This window comes from Oscillibacter sp. KLE 1745, from assembly GCF_000469445.2.
GTDB lineage: Bacteria > Bacillota > Clostridia > Oscillospirales > Oscillospiraceae > Oscillibacter > Oscillibacter welbionis.
The window spans coordinates 1-20,834 of record NZ_KI271724.1; the positions used below are offsets into that span (position 1 = coordinate 1).

The 20,834-nt window shown below is 63.0% G+C and carries 22 protein-coding genes, 1 pseudogene and 1 other annotated feature; of the genes and pseudogenes, 15 read left to right on the forward strand and 8 right to left on the reverse strand.

Going from position 1 to position 20,834, the window contains the following annotated elements:
* Positions 1-136: 136 nt before the first annotated feature.
* The 3 genes from HMPREF1546_RS09485 to nth form a co-directional block, all read right to left on the reverse strand.
* Complete coding sequence (locus HMPREF1546_RS09485; RefSeq protein ID WP_021750686.1) at positions 137-562, reverse strand: hypothetical protein; 426 nt, start codon at positions 560-562, stop codon at positions 137-139.
* A 30-nt stretch (positions 563-592) separates the two neighbouring features.
* Positions 593-853, reverse strand: coding sequence for a hypothetical protein (locus HMPREF1546_RS09490; RefSeq protein WP_025544228.1), 261 nt, complete (start codon positions 851-853; stop codon positions 593-595).
* A 115-nt stretch (positions 854-968) separates the two neighbouring features.
* Positions 969-1,613 carry an endonuclease III gene (gene nth / locus HMPREF1546_RS09495; protein WP_021750684.1) on the reverse strand — a complete coding sequence of 215 codons (645 nt, stop codon included), beginning with the start codon at positions 1,611-1,613 and terminating at the stop codon, positions 969-971.
* A gap of 166 nt (positions 1,614-1,779) precedes the next feature.
* Here nth and HMPREF1546_RS09500 point away from each other — a divergent pair, with 166 nt between their 5' ends.
* The 5 genes from HMPREF1546_RS09500 (at position 1,780) to HMPREF1546_RS09520 (ending at position 8,151) form a co-directional block, all read left to right on the forward strand.
* Positions 1,780-3,192, forward strand: coding sequence for a sodium:solute symporter (locus HMPREF1546_RS09500; protein WP_021750682.1), 1,413 nt, complete (start codon positions 1,780-1,782; stop codon positions 3,190-3,192).
* A gap of 87 nt (positions 3,193-3,279) precedes the next feature.
* Positions 3,280-4,407, forward strand: a complete 1,128-nt coding sequence (locus HMPREF1546_RS09505; RefSeq protein WP_021750681.1) for an aminopeptidase — start codon at positions 3,280-3,282, stop codon at positions 4,405-4,407.
* Between the two features lie 15 nt (positions 4,408-4,422).
* A complete protein-coding gene (pepT, locus tag HMPREF1546_RS09510; RefSeq protein ID WP_021750680.1) occupies positions 4,423-5,679 on the forward strand; it encodes a peptidase T in 1,257 nt (418 codons plus the stop codon).
* Between the two features lie 4 nt (positions 5,680-5,683).
* On the forward strand, positions 5,684-6,757 hold the full coding sequence (locus HMPREF1546_RS09515) for a Xaa-Pro peptidase family protein (RefSeq protein ID WP_021750679.1): 1,074 nt from the start codon (positions 5,684-5,686) through the stop codon (positions 6,755-6,757).
* Between the two features lie 125 nt (positions 6,758-6,882).
* Positions 6,883-8,151 carry a replication-associated recombination protein A gene (locus HMPREF1546_RS09520; protein ID WP_021750678.1) on the forward strand — a complete coding sequence of 423 codons (1,269 nt, stop codon included), beginning with the start codon at positions 6,883-6,885 and terminating at the stop codon, positions 8,149-8,151.
* Here HMPREF1546_RS09520 and HMPREF1546_RS09525 read toward each other — a convergent pair.
* Entirely contained in the window at positions 8,132-9,067 is a 936-nt protein-coding gene (locus HMPREF1546_RS09525) for a S1 RNA-binding domain-containing protein (protein WP_021750677.1), read from the reverse strand. The two genes, HMPREF1546_RS09520 and HMPREF1546_RS09525, sit on opposite strands and share 20 nt — an antisense overlap.
* 94 nt (positions 9,068-9,161) lie before the next feature.
* Between HMPREF1546_RS09525 and HMPREF1546_RS09530 the strand changes: the two genes are divergently transcribed.
* From HMPREF1546_RS09530 to HMPREF1546_RS09555, 7 genes and pseudogenes are all read left to right on the forward strand, one after another.
* Positions 9,162-9,353 (forward strand): DUF951 domain-containing protein, encoded by a 192-nt coding sequence (locus tag HMPREF1546_RS09530; protein ID WP_021750676.1) that lies wholly within the window; start codon positions 9,162-9,164, stop codon positions 9,351-9,353.
* A gap of 284 nt (positions 9,354-9,637) precedes the next feature.
* Positions 9,638-10,435, forward strand: a pseudogene (locus tag HMPREF1546_RS19620) (sigma-E processing peptidase SpoIIGA); the annotation flags it as partial.
* 61 nt (positions 10,436-10,496) lie between these two features.
* Positions 10,497-11,201 carry an RNA polymerase sporulation sigma factor SigE gene (gene sigE / locus HMPREF1546_RS09535; RefSeq protein WP_197714239.1) on the forward strand — a complete coding sequence of 235 codons (705 nt, stop codon included), beginning with the start codon at positions 10,497-10,499 and terminating at the stop codon, positions 11,199-11,201.
* A gap of 46 nt (positions 11,202-11,247) precedes the next feature.
* Positions 11,248-11,473 (forward strand) — a binding site (T-box leader).
* A 151-nt stretch (positions 11,474-11,624) separates the two neighbouring features.
* Positions 11,625-14,261, forward strand: coding sequence for a valine--tRNA ligase (locus HMPREF1546_RS09540; protein WP_036631055.1), 2,637 nt, complete (start codon positions 11,625-11,627; stop codon positions 14,259-14,261).
* Between the two features lie 437 nt (positions 14,262-14,698).
* On the forward strand, positions 14,699-15,166 hold the full coding sequence (locus tag HMPREF1546_RS09545) for a VOC family protein (RefSeq protein WP_036631054.1): 468 nt from the start codon (positions 14,699-14,701) through the stop codon (positions 15,164-15,166).
* Positions 15,167-15,220: 54 nt separating this feature from the next.
* Positions 15,221-15,766: a CD3072 family TudS-related putative desulfidase gene (locus HMPREF1546_RS09550; RefSeq protein WP_021750671.1), complete on the forward strand. Its 546-nt coding sequence runs from the start codon at positions 15,221-15,223 to the stop codon at positions 15,764-15,766.
* 8 nt (positions 15,767-15,774) lie between these two features.
* On the forward strand, positions 15,775-16,209 hold the full coding sequence (locus HMPREF1546_RS09555; protein ID WP_036631053.1) for a GNAT family N-acetyltransferase: 435 nt from the start codon (positions 15,775-15,777) through the stop codon (positions 16,207-16,209).
* A 59-nt stretch (positions 16,210-16,268) separates the two neighbouring features.
* On the opposite strand, the gene HMPREF1546_RS09560 is transcribed toward HMPREF1546_RS09555, so the two are convergent.
* The gene (locus tag HMPREF1546_RS09560; protein ID WP_021750669.1) at positions 16,269-16,895 is read right to left on the reverse strand and encodes a flavodoxin family protein; all 627 of its coding nucleotides are present in this window, start codon (positions 16,893-16,895) and stop codon (positions 16,269-16,271) included.
* Positions 16,896-17,087: 192 nt separating this feature from the next.
* On the opposite strand from HMPREF1546_RS09560, the gene HMPREF1546_RS09565 reads away from it, so the two are divergent.
* Genes HMPREF1546_RS09565 through HMPREF1546_RS09575 form a run of 3 tightly spaced genes read left to right on the forward strand, consistent with a single transcriptional unit; the run spans position 17,088 to position 18,561 of the window.
* Entirely contained in the window at positions 17,088-17,393 is a 306-nt protein-coding gene (locus tag HMPREF1546_RS09565; protein ID WP_025544241.1) for an STAS domain-containing protein, read from the forward strand.
* A gap of 17 nt (positions 17,394-17,410) precedes the next feature.
* Entirely contained in the window at positions 17,411-17,860 is a 450-nt protein-coding gene (spoIIAB, locus tag HMPREF1546_RS09570; protein ID WP_021750666.1) for an anti-sigma F factor, read from the forward strand.
* On the forward strand, positions 17,857-18,561 hold the full coding sequence (locus HMPREF1546_RS09575; protein WP_021750665.1) for a sigma-70 family RNA polymerase sigma factor: 705 nt from the start codon (positions 17,857-17,859) through the stop codon (positions 18,559-18,561). Before spoIIAB ends, HMPREF1546_RS09575 begins: the two co-directional genes overlap by 4 nt.
* Here the strand turns inward: HMPREF1546_RS09575 and HMPREF1546_RS09580 are convergent.
* Genes HMPREF1546_RS09580 through HMPREF1546_RS19625 form a run of 3 tightly spaced genes read right to left on the reverse strand, consistent with a single transcriptional unit; the run spans position 18,449 to position 20,714 of the window.
* Complete coding sequence (locus HMPREF1546_RS09580) at positions 18,449-19,306, reverse strand: TIGR03915 family putative DNA repair protein (protein WP_036631052.1); 858 nt, start codon at positions 19,304-19,306, stop codon at positions 18,449-18,451. The two genes, HMPREF1546_RS09575 and HMPREF1546_RS09580, sit on opposite strands and share 113 nt — an antisense overlap.
* A 12-nt stretch (positions 19,307-19,318) precedes the next feature.
* Positions 19,319-20,584, reverse strand: a complete 1,266-nt coding sequence (locus HMPREF1546_RS09585) for a putative DNA modification/repair radical SAM protein (protein WP_025544243.1) — start codon at positions 20,582-20,584, stop codon at positions 19,319-19,321.
* Position 20,585: 1 nt separating this feature from the next.
* The gene (locus HMPREF1546_RS19625) at positions 20,586-20,714 is read right to left on the reverse strand and encodes a hypothetical protein (RefSeq protein ID WP_256264507.1); all 129 of its coding nucleotides are present in this window, start codon (positions 20,712-20,714) and stop codon (positions 20,586-20,588) included.
* Between the last annotated feature and the right edge of the window lie 120 nt (positions 20,715-20,834).

Genomic DNA, 20,834 nt, shown 5'->3' on the forward strand with positions numbered 1-20,834 from the left:
GCTGCTGCCCGCCGCCGGATGGCGGGTGTTCCGGCTGACCGGAAGGGGAGGTGCCGCCCTGTGTATGCCGGGGCTCCTCCTCCGGGATACGGGTGTAGGTGCCCTGGTCGTTGCGGATGTAGCGGTTATACATGTCTCACCCCTCCCATCCAGCCAGAAATTTCCGGCCCAGGTGGAACAGGCGCGCCAGCTGGAGAGCCCGTTCCACCTTCTCCTGCCGCTCCGGCTTGAGATAGGGCCGCAGTGCGTACAGCAGCTGCCGGGCGTTGGAGTCCCGTGCTCCTCCCAGCTCCTGGATCAGGGGCAGGAACCGCAGGAGCAGCTGCGGATCCAGCCCACCGGCCAGGGCGGAGAGAGGATCGCCGCCGGATGGCGGCGGAGTCTGCGGCTGCTGGCCCCAGCCGGGAGAAGAACCGCCCGGCTGGGACGGGGGAGGGGGCGGCGCATTGGCGGCGTTGTTTCCTCCGGTCCCACCGGAGAGAGACTGGGCCAGTTGCATGATCTGTGCCATGGCGTCCGGGTTGGAGAGAATGCTGTTCAGTTTATCGTCGAATTCCGCCACCGCCGGTCCGCCCCCTTTCTGTACTTGCCGTTACCGGCCGTTCATGGTCTTGTTGATGCGGTCGATCAAAGCTGCGCCGTCCGGGCTCTGCATCAGCTGGTTCACCATGCGGACCATCTCCGCCGGGTTGCCCTTGGCGGCGGACTGGGCCGCCCGCTGGAGAGATGCTCCACGGTCTCCCCCGGAGAGCATCTGCATCAGCGCCTGCCCGTCCCGGGACTGCATCAGCGCCTGGAGCATGGCGGGGTTGCTTTTCAGCTGTTGGATCATACGGGCCGTCTGTTCGTCCATAGTGCCTCCTTGTGCCGTCTGTCGGATGGATTTCATCTCAGTATATGAGGGAAGACAAAAAAACGTGCCTGCGCATTGCGCAGACACGTGAAGTTCCAGAGTGATTCCAATGCTGTCAGCCCCGTCTGGCGGCTTTGGCGGTGTCGCAGTCCTTTGCCAGGGGGCAGCCCTCGCACTTGGGGGAGCGGGCGGTGCAGGTATCCCGGCCGAAGAGCACCATCCGGTGGCAGAAGTTGTTGGACTCCTTGGGAGGGATCCGCTCCCGCAGCTGCCGCTCCACCTGAAGGGGATCCTTGGAGCCGTCGGTGATCCCCAGCCGTCCCGTGATGCGGATGCAGTGGGTGTCGCAGACATAGGCGGGCTGGCCGAACACGTCCCCCAGAATCAGATTGGCGGTCTTGCGCCCCACGCCGGGAAGGCCGGTCAGTTCTTCCATGGTGCCGGGGACTCTGCCGCCGTATTCATTCACCAGCTTCTGGGCACAGGCCACGATGTCCCGGGCCTTGCCGTTGTAAAAGCCGCAGGAGTGGATGTATTCTCCCACCTCCGCCGGATCCGCCTCGGCAAAACTTTCCAGGGTAGGGAAGCGGGCGTACAGCGCCGGGGTCACCTTGTTCACCCGCTCGTCTGTGCACTGGGCGGACAGGCGCACCGCAAACAGCAACTCGTAGTCCTTTTTATATTGTAAGGAGCACAGCCCGTCCGGGTAAATGCCCTTCAGTGTCTCAATGATGCGGTTCACCGCAGCCTTGGATGTCATGTCGCTCACCTCGGGGACAGGATACCACAGATTTCGACAAAAAGCCAGAGAAAAATTGCCGCGTCCGGATGCCGGCGCATACGCCGGACGGGATACAACTTGACATTATTCCCCTGAAAGAGTAAAATCTCTTTATTATTCTATTGTGTGAGGAGAAGGAGAATATATGACTTACATTGTTGCGATCAGCGCCTATCTGGTGCTGCTCACGATCTTCGGGCTGATCGTGGCCCGGAAGAAAGTCAAGACCTCGGATGACATGGTGACCGGCGGCCACCGGATCCCCTTCATCATCCTGGTGGGCACACTGCTTGCTACTTGGTGCGGCGGCGGCGGAATCACCGGCTCCGCCAGCGTGGTGTACACCGGCGGCCCCTGGGTGGGTCTCATCACCTTTGCGGCGCCGCCCATCGGCATCATCCTGCTGTATTTCATCGCCGGCAAGGTCCGCAAGTCCAACAAGGTCACGGTGCCGGAGATCATGGGCGCCCGTTACGGCAAGGCCGCCAGCATCATCGCCGCCCTGTGCGTCATGCTGGCCTATGTGGGCGTGCTGGCCACCCAGCTGAAGGCTGCGGCGGACATCATCGTGCTGCTGTGCGCTTCCAGCGGGATTGAGATCTCCCACGGCTTGGCCCTGACCATCTGCACAGCCCTGATCGCCATCATCACCGTGGGCGGCGGTCTGGTGTCTGTGGCCTATTCCGACGCCATCAGCGCCCTGCTGATGATCGGCGGCTTCTTCCTGGCGATTCCCTTCCTGATCGGCGTGGCCAACTCTCAGGGCGCCACTCTGCCTCCGGAGAAGATGACCATTACCGGCGGTATGTCCGGCTGGGAGCTGCTGGGCTACTTCCTGCCCTCCCTGGCCCTGATGCTGGGCGACCAGAACATGCTGCAGCGGTTCGCCTCTGCCAAAAACAGCGACGAGGCCAAGAAGTCCAACATCGGCATGTTCATCGGCGAGATCCTGGTCATCATCAGCATTGTCCTGGTAGTCACCCAGGCAGCCAAGCTGTATCCCACCCTGGACGTTCCCTCCAATGTGATCTTCCAGGTAGCGGTGGACTACCTGCCTCTGGCCTTCGGTGCGCTGGTGATGTGCGCCTGCATGGCCTTCATCGTCACCACGGCGGACAGCTATCTGCTCTCCTCTGCCACCAACCTGACCAACGACATCTATGTAAAGTACATCCGCAAGGATGCCACCGACAAGCAGAAGATGCTGGTCCTCCGGGGTACCATCATTGTGTTCAGCTTCATCGCTGTGGCGCTGACGCTGTATTTCCCCACTGTGCTGTCCCTGCAGATGACGGCCTACACCATGTACGGCGCCGCCATCACCCCGGCGATCCTGTTCGCCCTCTTCTCCAAGAAGGTGACGCCCGCCGGCGGCATGGCCGGTATCCTGGTGGGCGGTCTGGTCACGATCATCTGGACGCTGATGGGCACGCCCTACGGCATCCAGTGCGCCATTGTGGCGGTGCCTGCCTCGGTGATTGCCATACTGATCGTCAGCGCCGTGACCCGCTGCAACGATCCCAAGCGGTCTCTGGAAGCCCTGTACCAGGACAACTGATTCCAGGCGGGGCAGAAGAGATGCTCTTCTGCCCCGTTTTTTCTGTGCGGTGACGCGCAAGGACTGAAAGGAAAGAGAGGAACCACCATGGAAGATCCCCGTATCCGCAAATTCGCCCAGTTCCTGATCCGCAGCGCTGTGGGCCTGGAGAAGGGCGAGAAGATCCTGATTGAGCTCCACGGCAGTGAGACCGGATTGATGAAGTCCCTGGTCCAGGAAGCCTATGCTGTGGGCGGCAAGCCCTTTGTCCACATCTTCGACTACGCCGTAGAAGGTGCCCTGGTCCAGGGAGCCGACGCGGAGCACATGGAGGAGATCGCCTCCTACGAGCTGGAGCGGATGCGGGACATGGACGCCTATATCGACATCCGGGCCACCACCAATATCAGCATGTGGCACAACGTCAGCGACGAGGCCCAGAAGCGTTACCGCCAGTATTACTGGGGCCCCATCCATCTGGCGGAGCGATGCAACCATACCAAGTGGTCTGTGCTCCGGTATCCCAACGACGCTATGGCCCAGCTGGCGGGCGTTTCCACGGAAGAGTATGAGGACTTCTATTTCCGGGCCTGCCTTGTGGACTACGACAAGATGGGCCGGGCCATGCAGCCCCTCCAGGACCTGATGGCCAGGACCGACAAGGTCCGTATCGTCGCTCCCGGCACAGACATCTCCTTCTCCATCAAGGGCATCCCCAGCTTCGGGATGCACGGCAACCGGAACATCCCCGACGGTGAGATCTACACCTCGCCCGTGAAGAACTCCGTCAACGGGCACATCACCTACAACGTGCCGTCCCCCTATGACGGCTTTTTGTTCCGGGACGTGTATCTGGAGTTCAAGGATGGCAAGATCGTCAAGGCCACCAGCAACAACACGGACTATATGAACGAGATCCTGGACATCGACGAGGGCGCCCGGTACATCGGCGAGTTCGCCTTCGGTGTGAACCCGGAGATCAACCACCCCATCGGGGACATTCTGTTCGACGAGAAGATCGCCGGCAGCTTCCACCTGACCCCCGGCAACAGCTACGACAATGCCTCCAACGGCAACCATTCCGCCGTCCATTGGGACCTGATCCAGATCCAGACGCCGGAGTACGGCGGGGGCGAGATCTGGTTCGATGACGTGCTGATCCGCAAGGACGGCCTCTTCGTGCTGGACGAATTGAAATGCCTGAATCCGGAGAATCTGCTCTCCAAGGAAGAATAAGGAGGAATCTAGAACATGGATACCGTTGTTGACCGCCTGATCCGCTACGCCAAGGTGTACAGCGAGAGTGACTACCACGCCGGCCGCACTGTCACCCCCAGCACGGACCGCCAGTTCGACATGGCCAAGCTGCTGGTAGAGGAGCTCCACGGCCTTGGCATCGAAAACGCCCGGTACGATGACAAGTGCTACGTCTACGCCACCCTGGATGCCACGCCGGGGTGCGAACAGCTGCCCGCCATCGGCCTGATCGCCCACATGGACACCACCCCGGACATGACCGGCAAGGACGTGAAACCCCAGATCATCCACTACACCGGCGGGGACGTGGTGCTGAACCGGGAGCAGAACATCGTCATGGAGGCCGCCCAGTTCCCGGAGCTGCAGAAATTCGTGGGTCAGGAGCTGGTCTGCACCGATGGCACCACCCTGCTGGGGGCGGATGACAAGGCGGGCATCGCCATCATCCTCCAGGCGGTGGAGGAGCTGCTGGCAGAGAAGGCTCCCCACGGCAAAATCTGCCTGGGCTTCACCCCGGACGAGGAGATCGGCATGGGCGCCAGCTTCTTCGATGTATCCGGCTTCGGCGCGGACTTTGCCTATACCCTGGACGGCGGCGATATCACCGACTATGAGTACGAGACCTTCAACGCCGCCAAGACCGTGGTGACCATCAACGGCTTCAGCATCCACCCGGGCACCTCCAAGGACAAGATGCGCAACGCCCTGTTGATCGCCATGGAGTACAACGCCCTGCTGCCGGCGCTGGAGACCCCCGCCCACACGGAGGGGTACGAGGGCTTCTTCCATCTGCAGGAGATGCACGGCAAGGCGGAGAAGGCCACGATGGAGTATATCGTCCGGGACCACGACATGAAGCGGTTTCAGGAGCGCAAGGCCATGATGGACAAGGCCGCGGAGCAGATCAACCGCCGCTGGGGCGACGGCACCGCGGTGGTGGACACCCACGACCAGTACTACAATATGTACGAGGTGCTGAAGGACCACATGGAGATTCTGGAGCTGGCAGAGTCCGCCATGAAGGCCGCCGGCATTGAGCACCCCACCCATTCTCCCATCCGGGGCGGCACTGACGGCAGTGTGCTGACCTACAAGGGCCTGCTGTGCCCCAACCTGCCCAGCGCGGGCCACAACGCCCACGGCCGGTACGAGTATGCGCCGGTAGAGTCCCTGAAAACCGGCGTCAAGACCGTAAAGGCTCTGGTCTCTCCGGAGCTGGTGGAGACCATTATCGGAAAAAAAGAGGGGTGACATCATGTATCAGGAGCGAATCAGCCGCGTACTGGCCGCCATGGAACGGATGGGCCTGGAGCAGATGCTCGTGTCCGATCCGGACAGCATCTGGTATCTGACAGGGTACGATGTGTTCCCGTTTGAACGGCTGTACGCCTTTTACCTGCGGAAGGACGGACAGCACAAGTTATTTCTGAACAAACTGTTCCCGGTGCCGGAGGCACCCTATGAGCAGGTGTGGTTCTCCGACACGGACGACTATCTCGCCATTCTGGCAAATGCCGTGGACGGGGAAAAGGACATGGGCGTGGACAAGGACTGGCCCGCCCGGTTTCTGCTGCCCCTGATGGCCCACAATCCCAGCTGCAAGTATGTGCTGGCCTCCGACTGCGTGGACGACGCCCGGGCCTGCAAGGACGCGGTGGAGCGGGACCTGATGCGGGAGGCCTCCCGCATCAACGACGTGGTGATGGAGCGGGCTGCCGCCTACATGAAAGAGGGCATGACCGAGCGGGAGGTGGCCGACTACATCGTGGCCCAGTACGCTGCCGAGGGCTGTGACTCCACTGCGTTCCTGCCCATCGTCTCCTACGGCGCCCACGCCGCGGACCCCCACCACGAGGCGGACCAGACCCGCCTGAAGGCTGGGGACTGCATCGTCATCGACATGGGCTGCCGGAAGAACCGCTACTGCTCCGACATGACCCGGACCTTCTTCTGCAGGGCGGCGGATCCCAAGTACGCCGCCATCCACGACCTGGTGCGGGAGGCCAACGAGCTGGCGGAGTCCATGCTGCGGCCCGGCGTACCCCTGTGCGACCTGGACAAGGCCGCACGGGACCACATCTCCGCCGCCGGATACGGAGAATACTTCACCCACCGGCTGGGCCACTTCATCGGCCAGACGGAGCATGAGAAGGGCGACGTCAGCGCCACCAACACCACCCTGGCCAAGCCGGGTATGATCTTCTCCATTGAGCCCGGCGTGTATCTGCCCGGCGAATTCGGTGTCCGGGTGGAGGACCTAGTGCTGGTGACGGAGGACGGCTGCGAGATTTTGAACCACGTGGACAAGCACTGGAAGACCGTGGGCTGAGTTTACAGGCCGAAAGCCGGGAGGACGGACTGTCTTCCCGGCTTTTTGGCGTTTTCCCGGTGGAAATTTCCAATGGGCCATGCTATAATGAATGTTCCGAGATCAACAGGGAAGGGGGTGCCGCCATGCAGCGGCCTCTTGCGGATGAGATCCGCCCCAAAACATTGGACGAGGTGGTGGGCCAGCGGCATCTGCTCTCCCCCGGCGCCGTGCTCCGGCGGCTGATCGACAGCGGCACGGAGGCGAATATGGTGTTCTACGGCCCCTCCGGCACCGGAAAGACCACCATCGCCAACATCATCGCCCGGCAGACCAATAAGACCCTCCACCGGCTCAACGCCACCACCGCATCCTTGCAGGACGTGAAGGACATCATTGCCGACGTGGGGACGCTGCTGGCCCCAGGGGGCATTCTGCTGTACCTGGACGAGATTCAGTACTTCAATAAGAAGCAGCAGCAGAGCCTGCTGGAATTCATGGAGAACGGCTCTTTGACCCTCATCGCCTCCACCACGGAGAACCCGTACTTTTATGTGTACGGAGCCCTGCTGTCCCGCAGCACGGTGTTTGAGTTCAAGGCCGTGTCGCCGGAGGAGGTGGAACCCGCTGTCCTGCGGGCACTGAAGATCGAGCAGGACCGTTCGCCTCTGCCCCTGGACTGGGAGCAGGATGTGCCCCGGCAGATCGCCACCGCTTGCGGCGGCGACGTCCGCAAGGCCATCAATGCGGTGGAACTTCTGTGCCGGGCAGCCATGCCCAGAGATGGGAAGCTGATGCTGACCCTGGACGACGTGGAGCAGGTGGCCCAGCGCAGCGCCATGCGGTACGACAGAGGCGGCGACGCCATGTACGACGCCGCCTCCGCCCTGATGAAGTCCCTCCGGGGCAGCGACCCGGATGCGGCGCTCCACTACCTGGCCCGCTTTCTGGAGGCGGGGGACCTCATCACCCCCTGCCGGCGGCTGCTGTGCTCCGCCAGCGAGGATGTGGGGATGGCGTACCCCCAGGCGGTCTCCATTGTGAAGGCATGTGTGGATACTGCCATGCAGCTGGGGCTGCCGGAGGCCCAGCTGCCCCTGGCCCAGGCGGCTATCCTGCTGGCCACGGCCCCCAAGTCCAACAGCGTGACAGCCGGTATCGGCAGGGCCTGGGCAGACGTGAGGGCAGGCCGCACCGGGGACGTGCCCCGGGAACTGCAGAACGTTCACGCGGACTCCGCCGGTATGGAGCGGGAGCAGGGCTACCTGTACCCCCACGACTTTCCCCGCCACTGGGTACAGCAGCAGTATCTGCCCGATGTCCTGAAGGGTGTCCATTACTACGAATACGGCGATAACAAGACGGAGCAGGCCGCCAAGCACTACTGGGACGAGATCAAGGGTCCTCAGCCGTGAACACCGTCTCCACGGCCGGCTTCTCATACCCGGCAGGGGAGTAGACCCACCGGTCCAGTACCCCGTCGGTGATCTGATAGCGCAGCGGCTCCGGCTCTGCCAAGGGCGGCAGCTTTTCGATCACCTGGAGCTTGATCTTCATCCGCTCCGGACGGATGGACTTGATGTAGACAGAGACGCCGTCCCCCGGGCGCAGGTCCTCTCGGGCGTCTGCCAGGCCGGAGAGGTTGGGGGCCAGCTCGATGAAGCTGCCGTACTCCTTCACGCTGCGGACCTCGCCCCGGACTGTCTCGCCGGGATGAAACCAGCTGGCATTCTCCATCCAGGTGCCCAGCAGCTCCTTGTGAGTCATGGTGATCCGGCGCTTCTCCCGGTCTATGGACCGGACGGCTGCCAGAATCTTCTGCCCGGGCCGGAACCGCTCCTTCGGATGGGAAATGCGGGAGACGGAGATGTGCTCGATGGGCAGCATAGCCACGATGCCGCAGCCGATATCCAAAAAGGCGCCGAAGGACTCCAGATGCGTCACCACCGCAGTGACCACGGAGCCTGGGCGCAGGTGCTCCAGGAAGAAGTCCATGGCCCGCTCCTGAACGGCCCGGCGGGAGAGCAGTGCCGTGGGCGCGCCCTTTTCATCGGCCCGGAGGGCCGTCACGAGAAAACAGGCGGGCTTTCCCACCCGGGAGAGGACGGCGATGTCCCGCTGGGCCCCGCTGATCCAGGGGGAGAGGACCTCCTCCCGGGGAATGCGGGCCTGGATGCCTCCCAGGGAGAGAAGCAGGTTGTGTCCGGCATCACACCGGAGGACCCGATCCTCCAGCACCGTGTTCTGCTCCATGGCCTCCCGCAGGCTCTGGAGCGTGAAAGAAGAGGGAGGGCGCAGGCCCTCCGGCGGATACAGCTTGTTTTCCGGCATATTGTAATCGCATCCTATCTGCCGCAACGGCGGCGTGTTGTTCCATACCGTTACTATATGCAGCCCGGGAGGCTGCTTTGACAAGGAGGCCAATATGGACCTGCATCTGCATGACAAAGTGGAGCTGAAGAAAGCCCATCCCTGCGGCAGCACCCAGTGGGAGATTCTGCGGGTGGGCATGGACATCAAGCTCAAGTGCCTGGGCTGCGGGCATGAGCTGATGCTGCCCCGCAGCAAGGCGGAAAAGAGCATCCGCAAGATCCTGACGGAGGAGGGAAACAAGTGAGCAACAAGCACAGACTGTTTGCCGCGATCCTGGTGGTCATTCTGGTGATTTCCATGCTGGCATCGCTGATTGTTCCGTATTTATCATTGCTGTAAAGTTATTTCCCATCACAGTATTTCCATGCCGCCGGAGCCGCAGCATTTGTGCTGCGGCCCCAATCGGCTGCCGGGGGGACGCACCTTTTTACAGGGCGCGTCCCCCTTTTGCGACCGTATTTCTCTGCGGTCTGCCCTATAATAGTCCCACGGAACGGAAGGGAGGCGGAGCGCTTGACCGTGGTGTATGTGGACAGCGTGTTTGTGCTGAACGCGCTGATGGACTATCTGCTGGTGCTCTGCGCCGCGCGTCTGGCGGGCATTCCCCTCCGGCGGAGACGCTACCTTCTGGCGGGCCTGCTGGGGGGCGCCTATGCCGTGGCGGTATTTCTGCCGGGGCTAGGCTTTCTCTCCGCAACGCCGGTGAAGCTGGCGGCAGGCATACTGCTGGCGCTGGCGGCCTATGGAGGAGAGGCAAAGCTGCTGCGGCTGACGCTGCTGCTGTTCGCCGTCTCCTGTGCCATGGCCGGGTGCGTGCTGGCCCTGGGCCTAGTGGCGGGGGGCGGCGTGCCGATGGTGAACGGCGTGTTCTACACGGACGTGGATGCAAAGGTGCTGCTGACCGCTGCGGCCGCGGCCTATCTGGTGCTGACAGTGGTGTTTCGTGCGGCGGCGGGAAAGGGCGTCCGGGGCGAGCTGGTGCGGGCACAGGTGTGTCTGGCCGGGCGGACCACGGCGTTTACCGCTTTCTGCGACACGGGAAACGCCCTGCGGGATCCGGTCTCCGGAGCGCCGGTGCTGGTGGTGGCTCCGGGACGGCTGGACGGCGCGCTTCCAAGAGAGGTCCGCTCTCTGCTGGACCGCGGATCGCTGGAGCGTCCCGCAGAGCTGCTGGAGCCCATGATGCGGGCGGCGCCGGAGCTGCGGTTCCGTCTGATCCCCTACCACGCGGTGGGAGTGGCGGGCGGACTGCTGCTGGCGGTGCGCAGCGACTGGACGGAGGTGGCGGGGGAGCGGCATGCCGGACTGCCGGTTGCCTTTTCCCCCACAGAGCTGGGGACGGGATACAGCGCCCTGTGGGGCGGCGCGGCTGGAAGGAGAAGAAACCATGAAGGACTGGATGAAACAATGGCGGCGGCTGCTGGTGCGGGTGGGGCTGCTGCCGCCGGCGGAGCTGCACTACATCGGGGGCAGCGACACCCTGCCACCGCCCCTGAGCCGGGAGCGGGAGGCGGAGCTGCTGGAGCGCATCGGGGAGGAGGACGCCCGCAAGGAGCTGATCGAACATAATCTGCGGCTGGTGGTGTACATTGCCCGGCGGTTCGAGAACACGGGAGTGGGGATCGAGGACCTGATTTCCATCGGCACCATCGGGCTCATCAAGGCGGTGGGCACCTACCGGACGGACAAGAACATCAAGCTGGCCACCTATGCCTCCCGGTGCATCGAGAACGAGATTTTGATGTACCTGCGCAAAAATGCCGGGCGGAAGGGGGAGGTGTCCTTCGACGAGCCGCTGAACACCGACTGGGACGGCAATGAGCTGCTGCTCTCCGACGTGCTGGGGACTGAGGCGGACGTGGTGATGCGCCCCATCGAAGAGGATGTGGAGCGGGACCTGCTGGCGGCGGCCATCAACGTTCTCTCGCCCCGGGAAAAGCAGATCATCACGCTGCGGTTCGGCCTGGGGGGCGGAAAAGAGCAGACCCAGAAAGAGGTGGCGGACCAGCTGGGCATCTCGCAGAGCTACATCTCCCGGCTGGAAAAGCGCATCATCTCCCGGCTGAAGAAGGAGATCCTGCGGCTGAGCTGACGCTTGACAATCGAACCGGGGTATACTATACTAAAATAAAATATGGCAAATTGCGAGGAAGGGAAGCAGTATCCGGTGGGCAGCGGCCAAGAGAGAGAACGGTTGGTGTGAGTTCTCCCAAAGCCGCCGGAGAAGTCGTCCCGGAGCACCGGAGCCGAAGCATCAGTAAGCCCCGGCGGAGGCCCACCGTTGACAGGGCAGGCGCAAATGCGCCGCAGAGTGCGGGTTTTCCCGAATCCAGGTGGTACCACGGACATTTGTTCGCCCTGAGCCGAAAGGCCCAGGGCGTTTTTGCTGTGTAAGCGCGCATAAAGCATTCTGCTGGAGCTGAGCTGCGATCTGGCGAACGGCAGGGCGGTGCGGACCGGCGCCCCAGTCATGACAAAAAGGACGAAAGTTCAGAGAATAGGAGAGATCGAACGTATGATGAAAGAACTGCCCAAGGTGTATGAACCCCAACAGGTGGAGTCCCGCATCTACCAGATGTGGGAGGACAACGACTGCTTTAACGGGGATCCGGATCCCAAGAAGAAGCCCTTCTCCATCGTCATGCCGCCACCCAACGTCACGGGCCAGCTCCACATGGGCCACGCCCTGGACTGCACATTGCAGGACATCCTGACCCGCTTCAAGCGGATGCAGGGCTACTCCACGCTGTGGGTCCCCGGCACCGACCATGCCGGCATCGCCACTCAGATCAAGGTGGAGGAGGAACTGCGCGTCAAGGAGGGCCTGACCCGCTATGATCTGGGCCGGGAGAAGTTCCTCCAGCGGGTGTGGAAGTGGAAGGAGGAGTATGGCAACCGCATCGTGGAGCAGCAGAAGAAGATGGGCGTCTCCTGCGACTGGAGCCGCTCCCGCTTCACCATGGATGAGGGCTGCTCCAAGGCTGTGCGGGAGACCTTCTGCGAGCTGTATGACAAGGGCCTGATCTACAAGGGAAGCCGCATCATCAACTGGTGCCCCCACTGCATCACCGCCCTGTCCGACGCCGAGGTGGAGTATGTGGACAAGCCCGGCCACCTGTGGTATATCCGCTATCCCCTGGCCGACGGCAGCGGCGATCTGGTGGTGGCCACCACCCGTCCCGAGACCATGATGGGCGACACCGGCGTGGCTGTGAATCCGGAGGACGAGCGGTTCCGTGATCTGGTGGGCAAGACCTGCATCCTGCCCATCATGAACCGGGAGATCCCCATTGTGGCGGACGACTACGTGGAGCTGGGCTTCGGCACCGGCGCCGTGAAGATGACTCCCGCCCATGACCCCAACGACTTCGAGGTGGGCCTGCGCCATAACCTGGAGGTCATCCGCTGCATCGGCGACGACGGCAGGATCAACGAGAACGGCGGCCCCTACAATGGGATGGACCGGTACGAGTGCCGCAAGCAGATCGTCAAGGACCTGGAGGAGCAGGGCTATCTCGTCAAGACCGAGCCCTACAACCACAATGTGGGCACCTGCTACCGCTGTCACAATGACGTGGAGCCCCTGATCTCCGCCCAGTGGTTCGTGAAGATGGAGCCCCTGGCCAAGGAGGCCCTGCGGGTGGTCCGGGAGGGCGAGGTGAAGTTCGTGCCCGAGCGGTTCGCCAAGACCTACACCAACTGGATGGAGAACGTCCATGACTGGTGCATCTCCCGCCAGCTGTGGTGGGGCCACCAGATCCCCGCCTGGACCTGCGACGACTGCGGCCACATCAACGTCTCCCGGGAGGACCCCACCAAGTGCGAAAAGTGCGGCTTCACCCATCTGACCCGGGACCCGGACGTGCTGGACACCTGGTTCTCCAGCGCCCTGTGGCCCTTCTCCACCCTGGGCTGGCCGGAAAAGACCGCTGATCTGGACTTCTACTATCCCACCAGCGTCATGGTCACCGGCTATGACATCATCTTCTTCTGGGTGGCCCGGATGATCTTCTCCGGCTGTGAGCAGATGCACCAGATCCCCTTCCACACCGTGCTGATCCACGGCCTGGTGCGGGACGACAAGGGCCGCAAGATGTCCAAGTCCCTGGGCAACGGCATCGATCCGCTGGAGATGGCGGAGAAGTATGGCGCCGACGCGCTGCGCTTCAACCTCATCACCGGCAACTCCCCGGGCAACGACACCCGGTTCTACACCGAGAAGTGCGAGGCCATGCGGAACTTCGCCAACAAGATCTGGAACGCCAGCCGGTTCGTGATGATGAACCTCACCATCGACAAGTGTGAACTCCCTGCGGCGGACGCCCTGGCGCCGGAGGACAAGTGGGTCCTCTCCAAGCTGAACACCCTGGTGAAGGAGGTCACGGAGAACCTGGACGCCTACGAGATCGGCGTGGCCTCCGCCAAGGTCTACGACTTCCTGTGGGATACCTACTGCGACTGGTATATCGAGCTCACCAAGACCCGCCTCCAGGGAGAGGACGAGGGGGCCAAGCTGGCGGCCCAGAATGTGCTCTGCTTTGTGCTGACGGAGCTTTTGAAGCTGCTGCACCCCTTCATGCCTTTCATCACGGAGGAGATCTATCAGGCCCTGCCCCACGAGGAACAATTCATCATGACCTCCCGGTGGCCTGAGTACCGGGCGGACCTGGCCTTCCCAGAGGAAGAAGCCGCAATGGAGGCCGTCATGGACACCATCAAGGCCATCCGGGCCCGCCGGGCGGAGATGAACGTGCCCCCTTCCCGGAAGGCGGAGGTGCTGATCGTCACCGCCACCCCGGACGTCTACGCCCAGGGCAGGCACTTCATCCAGCGGCTGGCTTATGCCAGTGAGGTGAAGTTCGCGGACGCCGCCCCGGCGGATGTGTCCGGCATGGTGACTGCCGTCACCCACAATGCCACGGCTTATCTGCCCCTCAGTGAGCTGGTGGACATCGCCGCGGAGCTGGAGCGGATCCGCAAGGAGATCGAGAAAGCCCAGAACGGCCTGCGGGGCGTCGAGCAGAAGCTCTCCAACGAGAAGTTCGTCTCCCGGGCCCCGGAGGCGGTGGTGAACGCCGAGCGGGAGAAGGCCGCCAAGTACAAAGAGCTGATCGCCAAGCTGGAGGAATCCGCCAAGGCCATGCAGGCGTAAGTCCCGGCTGAAGGAGAACGTAACCCCCCACGTTCCAAAACAGAATGCAGGGGCGGCGGTCAGAGCCCGGACCAAAGGCCCGGCTCTGACCGCCGCCCCTTTCTTGCAGTCGGGGGTTGCAGTTATCTGCGGATAAACGCCTCATCCTGAGAGGTTGTTGGCGTCTCATCGGACAGATATCGCTCCACCCGCATGTGCAGGTCGTACTGCTCCCGAAGCCGGGCGATCTGCGCCATCATGGGGGAGGCGTGGTGGGTGTCATCTCCTCTGCGAATTTCCGGGCAGCTCCGCGGTTGCCCGTGTAATAGATATTGACAGTGATTGCCATCGCAGAATCCTCCCTGTATGGTTTTTTCAATTTTATCATAGAGCAAGGGTGCTGTCCAGACGGCCGTCAGGCCCGGCAGCACAATCCGTTTCAAGAAAGGGCTGATCTTGTGAAGCTGAAAAATCCCCTGCTGGCAGTCCGGGACATGGAGCGGTCCAAGACCTTTTACCGGGAGGTCCTGGGGCTTCATGTGGTGATGGATTTCGGTGCCAACGTGACCCTCACCGGCGGCCTGTGCCTCCAAACACTGGATACCTGGACGGATTTCCTTGGAAAAGAGGCGGAGGAGATCCGCTTTGGTGCAAATGACAGCGAGGTCTACTTTGAGGAGGACGACTTCGACGGCTTCCTGGCGCACCTGGTTGGGTGCGCGGATGTGGTGTACGTCCGCCTGCCCCTGGAGCATCGCTGGGGGCAGCGGGTGGTGCGGCTCTATGACCCGGACCGCCACATCATTGAGGTGGGTGAGAATATGAAGTCCGTCTGCCGTCGGTTCCGGGACCAGGGCATGACGCCGGAGCAGATCGCCGCGCGGATGGAGGTGCCCTTGAAGTTCGTCACCGGCTGTCTGCGCTGAGATGTCTGAGAGGCTGAGAAAGGGGAAGTCCCCGCCGATGAAAGGAGAGACGGGATGTTTACCGACGGAAGGAGCAGGCGTGTGGTGTTTCTGGCCCACTGCCTGCTGAATCAGAACGCCATTTCCGACGGCACGGCGGAGGTGCCTGCCGCCCACCGGGAGATTCTACGGACAGTCCTGGATGCCCGGGTAGGCGTGGTGCAGCTGCCGTGCCCGGAGCTGTGCTGCCTGGGGCTGGATCGTGGAGACCCCAAAGGCGGGGAGCGGCCGGTGGTGGCGGAGAACACCCGCATCCGCCGGGCCATGGGCCAGCCGGAGGCATCTGCCCGGCTGCGGGAGCTGACGGATCAGGTTGTTTGGCAGATTCGGGAGTACCAGAAGCACGGATTTGCCGTGCTGGGCATCGTAGGTGTGGACCGCTCCCCCTGCTGCGGGGTGAACACCACCTCGGACCAGGACCGGGAACTGCCCGGCCGGGGCGTGTTTATCGCATCTCTCCGGGCGGCACTGGAGTCGGCAGGGCTGACCGTACCTGTGATCGGCATCAAGCCGTCGGCGCCGGAGGCGCTGGACCGGGTACGGCCCCTTCTGGGGGAATGAGGTGTGCGATGGAGATTCGACGCATACAGGGTGGCGAGCTTCCGGCGGCCATGGACCTGTGCCGGCGGGTGTTCCTTGAATTTGAGGCGCCGGAGTATCCGCCGGAGGGCGTGGAAGCATTTGATGCCTATCTTGCAAATGCTGAACAGGTAAATTCCTTAACAGTATTTGCTGCCTGGGAAGGGAGCCGGCCTATGGGAGTCCTGGCGGCGGAGGGGAGCCACATCGCCCTGTTTTTCGTAGACCCGGCGTTTCACCGCCAGGGCATCGGCCGCCTCCTGTTCCAGGCATATCTGGCGGAGGGCGGCCGCGGGCGGATCACGGTTCACAGCTCCCCCTATGCAGTGGAGGTCTACCGCCATCTGGGCTTTTCTCCCACGGCAGAGGAACAGCTGTCCCCGGACGGCATCCGATACACGCCCATGGTGTGGGAGCAAACATGAAAGAGCCCTAAATACAGCAAAGCCCCCGGAGGGAAATCCCCTCCGGGGGCTTTCGCGCTTCAGCGGATGAAGTTGGTCCGGGCCTCGCTCTCCGCCTGGGGCGGCTGGAGTCCAGCGGCCTTTCCCGCCTGGATGCACTGGACCATCCAGAGCAGGTTTCGGGCCAAATTCCGCATGGTCTGCATTCCCTCCGCGTCCTGGCGCACCTCCTCCGGCGTGTTGCCGTGGACCATGTTCCAGTAGGTAGAGGAAACTACCGGCATCTGGGCGATGGTGAAATATTTGTCCAGCACATCTACAGAGGCCGTAGTGCCCGCCCTGCGGGCGGAGGCAACAGCCGCGCCGGGCTTGTGGGCGAAGGCGTCTTTTCCGGCGTAGAACACCCGGTCCAGCACGGAGAGGATGCGGCCGGAGGGGTGGGCGTAATAGACCGGCGTACCGAACACGAAGCCGTCCGCCTCCCGGGCCTTCTCAATGATTGGGTTCACCATATCGTCATCGAACACGCAGCGGCCCGGCGTCTTCTGACAGGTCCGGCAGGCGGTGCAGTCCCGGACGGGGCCGCTGCCCAGAAAGAGGATTTCCGTCTCCGCGCCGCCGGATTCCAGCGTATCAGCGATCTCCCGCAGGGCTGTGTAGGTGCAGCCGTTGGGCCGGGAGCTGCCATTAATCAGCAAAATTTTCATGTATATGCCTGCCTTTCCCTTGAGATACCTTCATGATACCCCGCCGCAGGTGCCGATGCAAGCGGAGAAATGGGAAGATTTTGCGGCGGGGTGTGATTCCGACAAAAAAGAATGGGCCGTTTCCTTATAATGGGAGGAAAAACGGGGTACCCTGTATCTTGGTACACAAACGACAAGGAAGAAGGGAACTTTATGGAGATCGAAGCCACAAGCGCGGACCGGAATCTGCTGCTGGAGATGAAGGGGGAGCTGGACCACCACGGGGCCCGGAACGCCCTCCGGGAGCTGGAGCTGTCCATCGACGCGGCGCTGCCGAAAAAACTGGTGCTGGACCTGGCGGGCGTGACGTTCATGGACAGCTCCGGCATCGCGCTGATCCTGCGGGCCCAGCAGCGGATGCAGCTGCTGGACGGGAGCCTGCTGGTGCGGAACGTGCCTCAGCAGGCACGGCGGGTCCTGGATGCCGCCGGCATCGGCCGGCTGGTGACGATACGATAAAAGGGGGAGTACATACCATGAAGACCAAGGCCAACAACGAAGTCACGCTGGCATTTCCCAGCCGCAGCAGCAACGAGGGGTTCGCCCGGGCAGCCGTGTCCTGTTTCGCCGCCCAGATGGATCCCACCCTCAACGAGCTGGAGGACATCAAGACCGCCGTCAGCGAGGCGGTGACCAACGCCATCGTCCACGCCTATCCGGATTCCATCGGCCAGGTGGTGGTGAAAGTCCGCATCTGCCCGGACCAGGTGCTGGAGGTGACGGTGCGGGACCACGGCAGGGGCATCCCGGACATCGAGAAGGCCCGCCAGCCCATGTTCACCACCGGCGGGGAGGAGCGCAGCGGTATGGGCTTCACCATTATGGAGAGCTTTATGGACAGGCTGGTGGTCCGCTCCACGCCGGGCCGGGGCACCACCGTGGTGATGCGCAAGCGGCTGGCACCCCGGATGCAGGGCACAAAATGAGCGCCACGCTGGAGCTGCTGCGGGCGGCCCAGGAGGGGGACCGGGATGCCTGCGAGCAGGCGGTGATTGAGAACAACGGCCTGATCTGGAGCGTGGTGCGGCGGTATTACGGCCGGGGCGTGGACCCGGAGGACCTGTACCAGCTGGGGTGCCTGGGGTTTCTGAAGGCGGTGCAGGGATTCGACTTTGACTACGGCACCTGCTTCTCCACCTACGCCGTGCCCAAAATCGCCGGGGAGATTCGTCGCTTTCTCCGGGACGACGGCGCGGTAAAAGTGGGGCGCACCATGCGGGAGCAGGCTCAAACACTTTACACCATTCGGGAGCGGCTGCGGCAGGAGCTGGGCCGGGAGCCGGTGCTCAGCGAGCTCTCCGAGGCCTCCGGCCTGACGCCGGAGGAGATCGCCCAGGTGGAGATCGCCACGGACACGCCGGAGTCCCTCCAGCGGGAGACCGCAGACGGCCTCACCCTGGAGGGGATGCTGGGCACGGACGCCCCGGAGGAGGGCATGGTGGAGCGGATCGCCCTGCGGGAGTCCATCGATCAGCTGCCGGAGAAGGAGCGGATGACCATTCTTCTCCGCTACTTCAAGGGACTGACCCAGGAACAGACTGCCCGGATCCTGGGGGTGTCTCAGGTGCAGGTATCCCGGCTGGAGCGCCGGGGCCTGAAACGGCTGCGGGAGTTCCTCTCGCTCTGAAATGCGCTTCCCCCTGGAATTCCGTCATGGTGCCCCAGTACCGCTTGGGCATGTGGGTCATGCGGCAGCGGGGGTTTTCCCGCTCCCGGATGGCGATGGTGTCGTAGAATCGCTTCCACAGCAGGCGGTAGCGGGCCTCCGCCTCGTCTGGCGGGGCCATCTGGAAGTGCTCCAGGGGCCGGACGGCAGAGCGGCCCTCGGCGTAGAACAGGGCCTCCTGGTGGGTACGGTCGTAGAGGAAGAACCGTTCGTTCCGGTAGCGGTCGCAGAAGTGACGGCGCAGCAGGGGCAGGACCCGGTTTTTCGGCTCGATTTCGCCCCCCAGTACGCCCCCCAGGTCGGAGAAGCGGACGAAGCCCTTGTACTGGTGGACCTCACCGTTCAGGTGGCGCACCGCCCGCAGAATGGGATACAGCGTCTCATCGGACAGGTCCCGGAGGAACCGGGGCCCCTCCTCCAGCAGCTTCACCACCAGACGGTACAGGTGCATTTCCCGGTCCGGCAGGCAGGTGAGAAAGCCGCGGCGCAGCAGGTCCGCCGCCTCCGGCGACAGCTTGACCACCTTCCGATATACCCGTGCGGCGTGGTCCCGGTCCGTCAGGACGGTCCGCACAGGGAACAACGTGAATGGAATGTCCTCACCGCAGCTGATGGCGGTGAGGACTTCTTTTTGGGCGTAGCTCTCAAAGATGCAGGTGAGGAATCCCTCAAAGCTGCCGTCGTATTCATAAATCATCTCGGTCATGGGGAACCTCCCTCACACAGGGGCAAACAGGGACATCTGCTCCAGCTCCGGTTGGGGCAGGGAGGGCCGCTCCGCCGCGATCAGATTCCGCAGCAGGCTGTCCGGCGTGAACCGCAGGCCGTCCGCCATGCGGCCGGAGGCGGTGAGAAAATACTGGGCCCGCTTCATCACCACCCCCAGCTTGGGCAGATCCTCGATCCGCAGCTTCCGGGCCCGGCGGGACACCAGAATGCGCTTGGCGGAGACCACGCCCACGCCGGGGATCCGCAGCAGGGCCTCGTAGTCCGCCCGGTTCACCTCCACCGGGAAGAAGTCCAGGTGCCGGAGGGCCCAACTGCACTTGGGATCCACCTGGGGGTTGAAGTCCGGATGGCTTGCATCCAGCAGCTCCTCCGCCCGGAAGCCGTAAAACCGCAGCAGCCAGTCCGCCTGATACAGCCGGTGCTCCCGCAGCAGGGGCGGCTTCGTGTCCTTGGCGGGCAACAGGGCGTGCTCCACCACCGGCACGTAGGCGGAGTAGAACACCCGTTTGAGTTGGTAGCGGTCATACAGCCCCTGGGTCAGCCGCAGGATGTGGAAGTCCGTGTCCGCCGTGGCCCCCACGATCAACTGGGTGCTCTGCCCGGCAGGGGCGAACCTGGGGGCGTGGCGGTACTTCACCAGCTCCTCCCGGCTCTGCTGTCCCCGCACCCGAATCTGCCCCATGGGAGCCAGGATGGCCTGCTTCGTCTTGTCCGGGGCCAGGGTCCGAAGTCCCGCCTCTGACGGCAGCTCGATATTGACGCTGAGCCGGTCCGCCAGGAACCCCATCTGCTCCACCAGCTCCGGAGCCGTGCCGGGGATGGCCTTGGCGTGGATGTAGCCGTTGAAGCGGTACTCTTCCCGCAAGATCCGCAGCGCCCGGATCATCAGTTCCGTGGTATAATCCGGGGAGCGGTACACGCCGGAGGAGAGGAACAGCCCCTCGATGTAGTTCCGGCGGTAGAACTGGATGGTGAGGTCCGCCAGCTCCTCCGGGGTGAACATGGCCCGCTTCGCCTCATTGCTGCGGCGGTTGACGCAGTATTTGCAGTCATACACGCACCGGTTGGTCATCAGCACCTTCAAAAGGGTCACGCATCGCCCGTCGGCGGAGAAGGAGTGGCAGCACCCGGCGATAGAGGAGGTGGTATTGCCGATATACCCCGCCTTGGCCCTCCGGTTCCCACCGCTGGAGGTGCAGGCCGCATCGTATTTGGCCGCGTCCGTCAGGATGGTGAGCTTTTCCAGAACGTCCATCTCACCGCAGGGCTGTCCGCCGCCGGTCATGCCGCCGGTTGGGACGCTCGATGGCGTCGATGACCCGGAAGAGCTGAGAGGTCAGAAAGACCACGCCTACCAGAATAAAAAAGAAAGTCCAGCCGCTCATGGAAAAAACCTCCTTGATCGAACTTTTGTTCTAATTGCATTGTAACTCGAACAAACGTTTCTGTCAAGCAGAAATCGAACAAAAGTACGAGAGAGTTTGACAGCTCCCATGGGCCAGCAG

Coding starts and splice junctions, on each gene's coding strand:
- HMPREF1546_RS09490 (WP_025544228.1), bottom strand. CDS start 853: ATGGACGAACAGACGGCCCGTATGATCCAACAGCTGAAAAGCAACCCC.
- nth (WP_021750684.1), bottom strand. CDS start 1,613: ATGACATCCAAGGCTGCGGTGAACCGCATCATTGAGACACTGAAGGGC.
- HMPREF1546_RS09500 (WP_021750682.1), top strand. CDS start 1,780: ATGACTTACATTGTTGCGATCAGCGCCTATCTGGTGCTGCTCACGATC.
- HMPREF1546_RS09505 (WP_021750681.1), top strand. CDS start 3,280: ATGGAAGATCCCCGTATCCGCAAATTCGCCCAGTTCCTGATCCGCAGC.
- pepT (WP_021750680.1), top strand. CDS start 4,423: ATGGATACCGTTGTTGACCGCCTGATCCGCTACGCCAAGGTGTACAGC.
- HMPREF1546_RS09515 (WP_021750679.1), top strand. CDS start 5,684: ATGTATCAGGAGCGAATCAGCCGCGTACTGGCCGCCATGGAACGGATG.
- HMPREF1546_RS09520 (WP_021750678.1), top strand. CDS start 6,883: ATGCAGCGGCCTCTTGCGGATGAGATCCGCCCCAAAACATTGGACGAG.
- HMPREF1546_RS09525 (WP_021750677.1), bottom strand. CDS start 9,067: ATGCCGGAAAACAAGCTGTATCCGCCGGAGGGCCTGCGCCCTCCCTCT.
- HMPREF1546_RS09530 (WP_021750676.1), top strand. CDS start 9,162: ATGGACCTGCATCTGCATGACAAAGTGGAGCTGAAGAAAGCCCATCCC.
- sigE (WP_197714239.1), top strand. CDS start 10,497: ATGAAGGACTGGATGAAACAATGGCGGCGGCTGCTGGTGCGGGTGGGG.
- HMPREF1546_RS09540 (WP_036631055.1), top strand. CDS start 11,625: ATGATGAAAGAACTGCCCAAGGTGTATGAACCCCAACAGGTGGAGTCC.
- HMPREF1546_RS09550 (WP_021750671.1), top strand. CDS start 15,221: ATGTTTACCGACGGAAGGAGCAGGCGTGTGGTGTTTCTGGCCCACTGC.
- HMPREF1546_RS09555 (WP_036631053.1), top strand. CDS start 15,775: ATGGAGATTCGACGCATACAGGGTGGCGAGCTTCCGGCGGCCATGGAC.
- HMPREF1546_RS09560 (WP_021750669.1), bottom strand. CDS start 16,895: ATGAAAATTTTGCTGATTAATGGCAGCTCCCGGCCCAACGGCTGCACC.
- HMPREF1546_RS09565 (WP_025544241.1), top strand. CDS start 17,088: ATGGAGATCGAAGCCACAAGCGCGGACCGGAATCTGCTGCTGGAGATG.
- spoIIAB (WP_021750666.1), top strand. CDS start 17,411: ATGAAGACCAAGGCCAACAACGAAGTCACGCTGGCATTTCCCAGCCGC.
- HMPREF1546_RS09575 (WP_021750665.1), top strand. CDS start 17,857: ATGAGCGCCACGCTGGAGCTGCTGCGGGCGGCCCAGGAGGGGGACCGG.
- HMPREF1546_RS09580 (WP_036631052.1), bottom strand. CDS start 19,306: ATGACCGAGATGATTTATGAATACGACGGCAGCTTTGAGGGATTCCTC.
- HMPREF1546_RS09585 (WP_025544243.1), bottom strand. CDS start 20,584: ATGGACGTTCTGGAAAAGCTCACCATCCTGACGGACGCGGCCAAATAC.
- HMPREF1546_RS19625 (WP_256264507.1), bottom strand. CDS start 20,714: ATGAGCGGCTGGACTTTCTTTTTTATTCTGGTAGGCGTGGTCTTTCTG.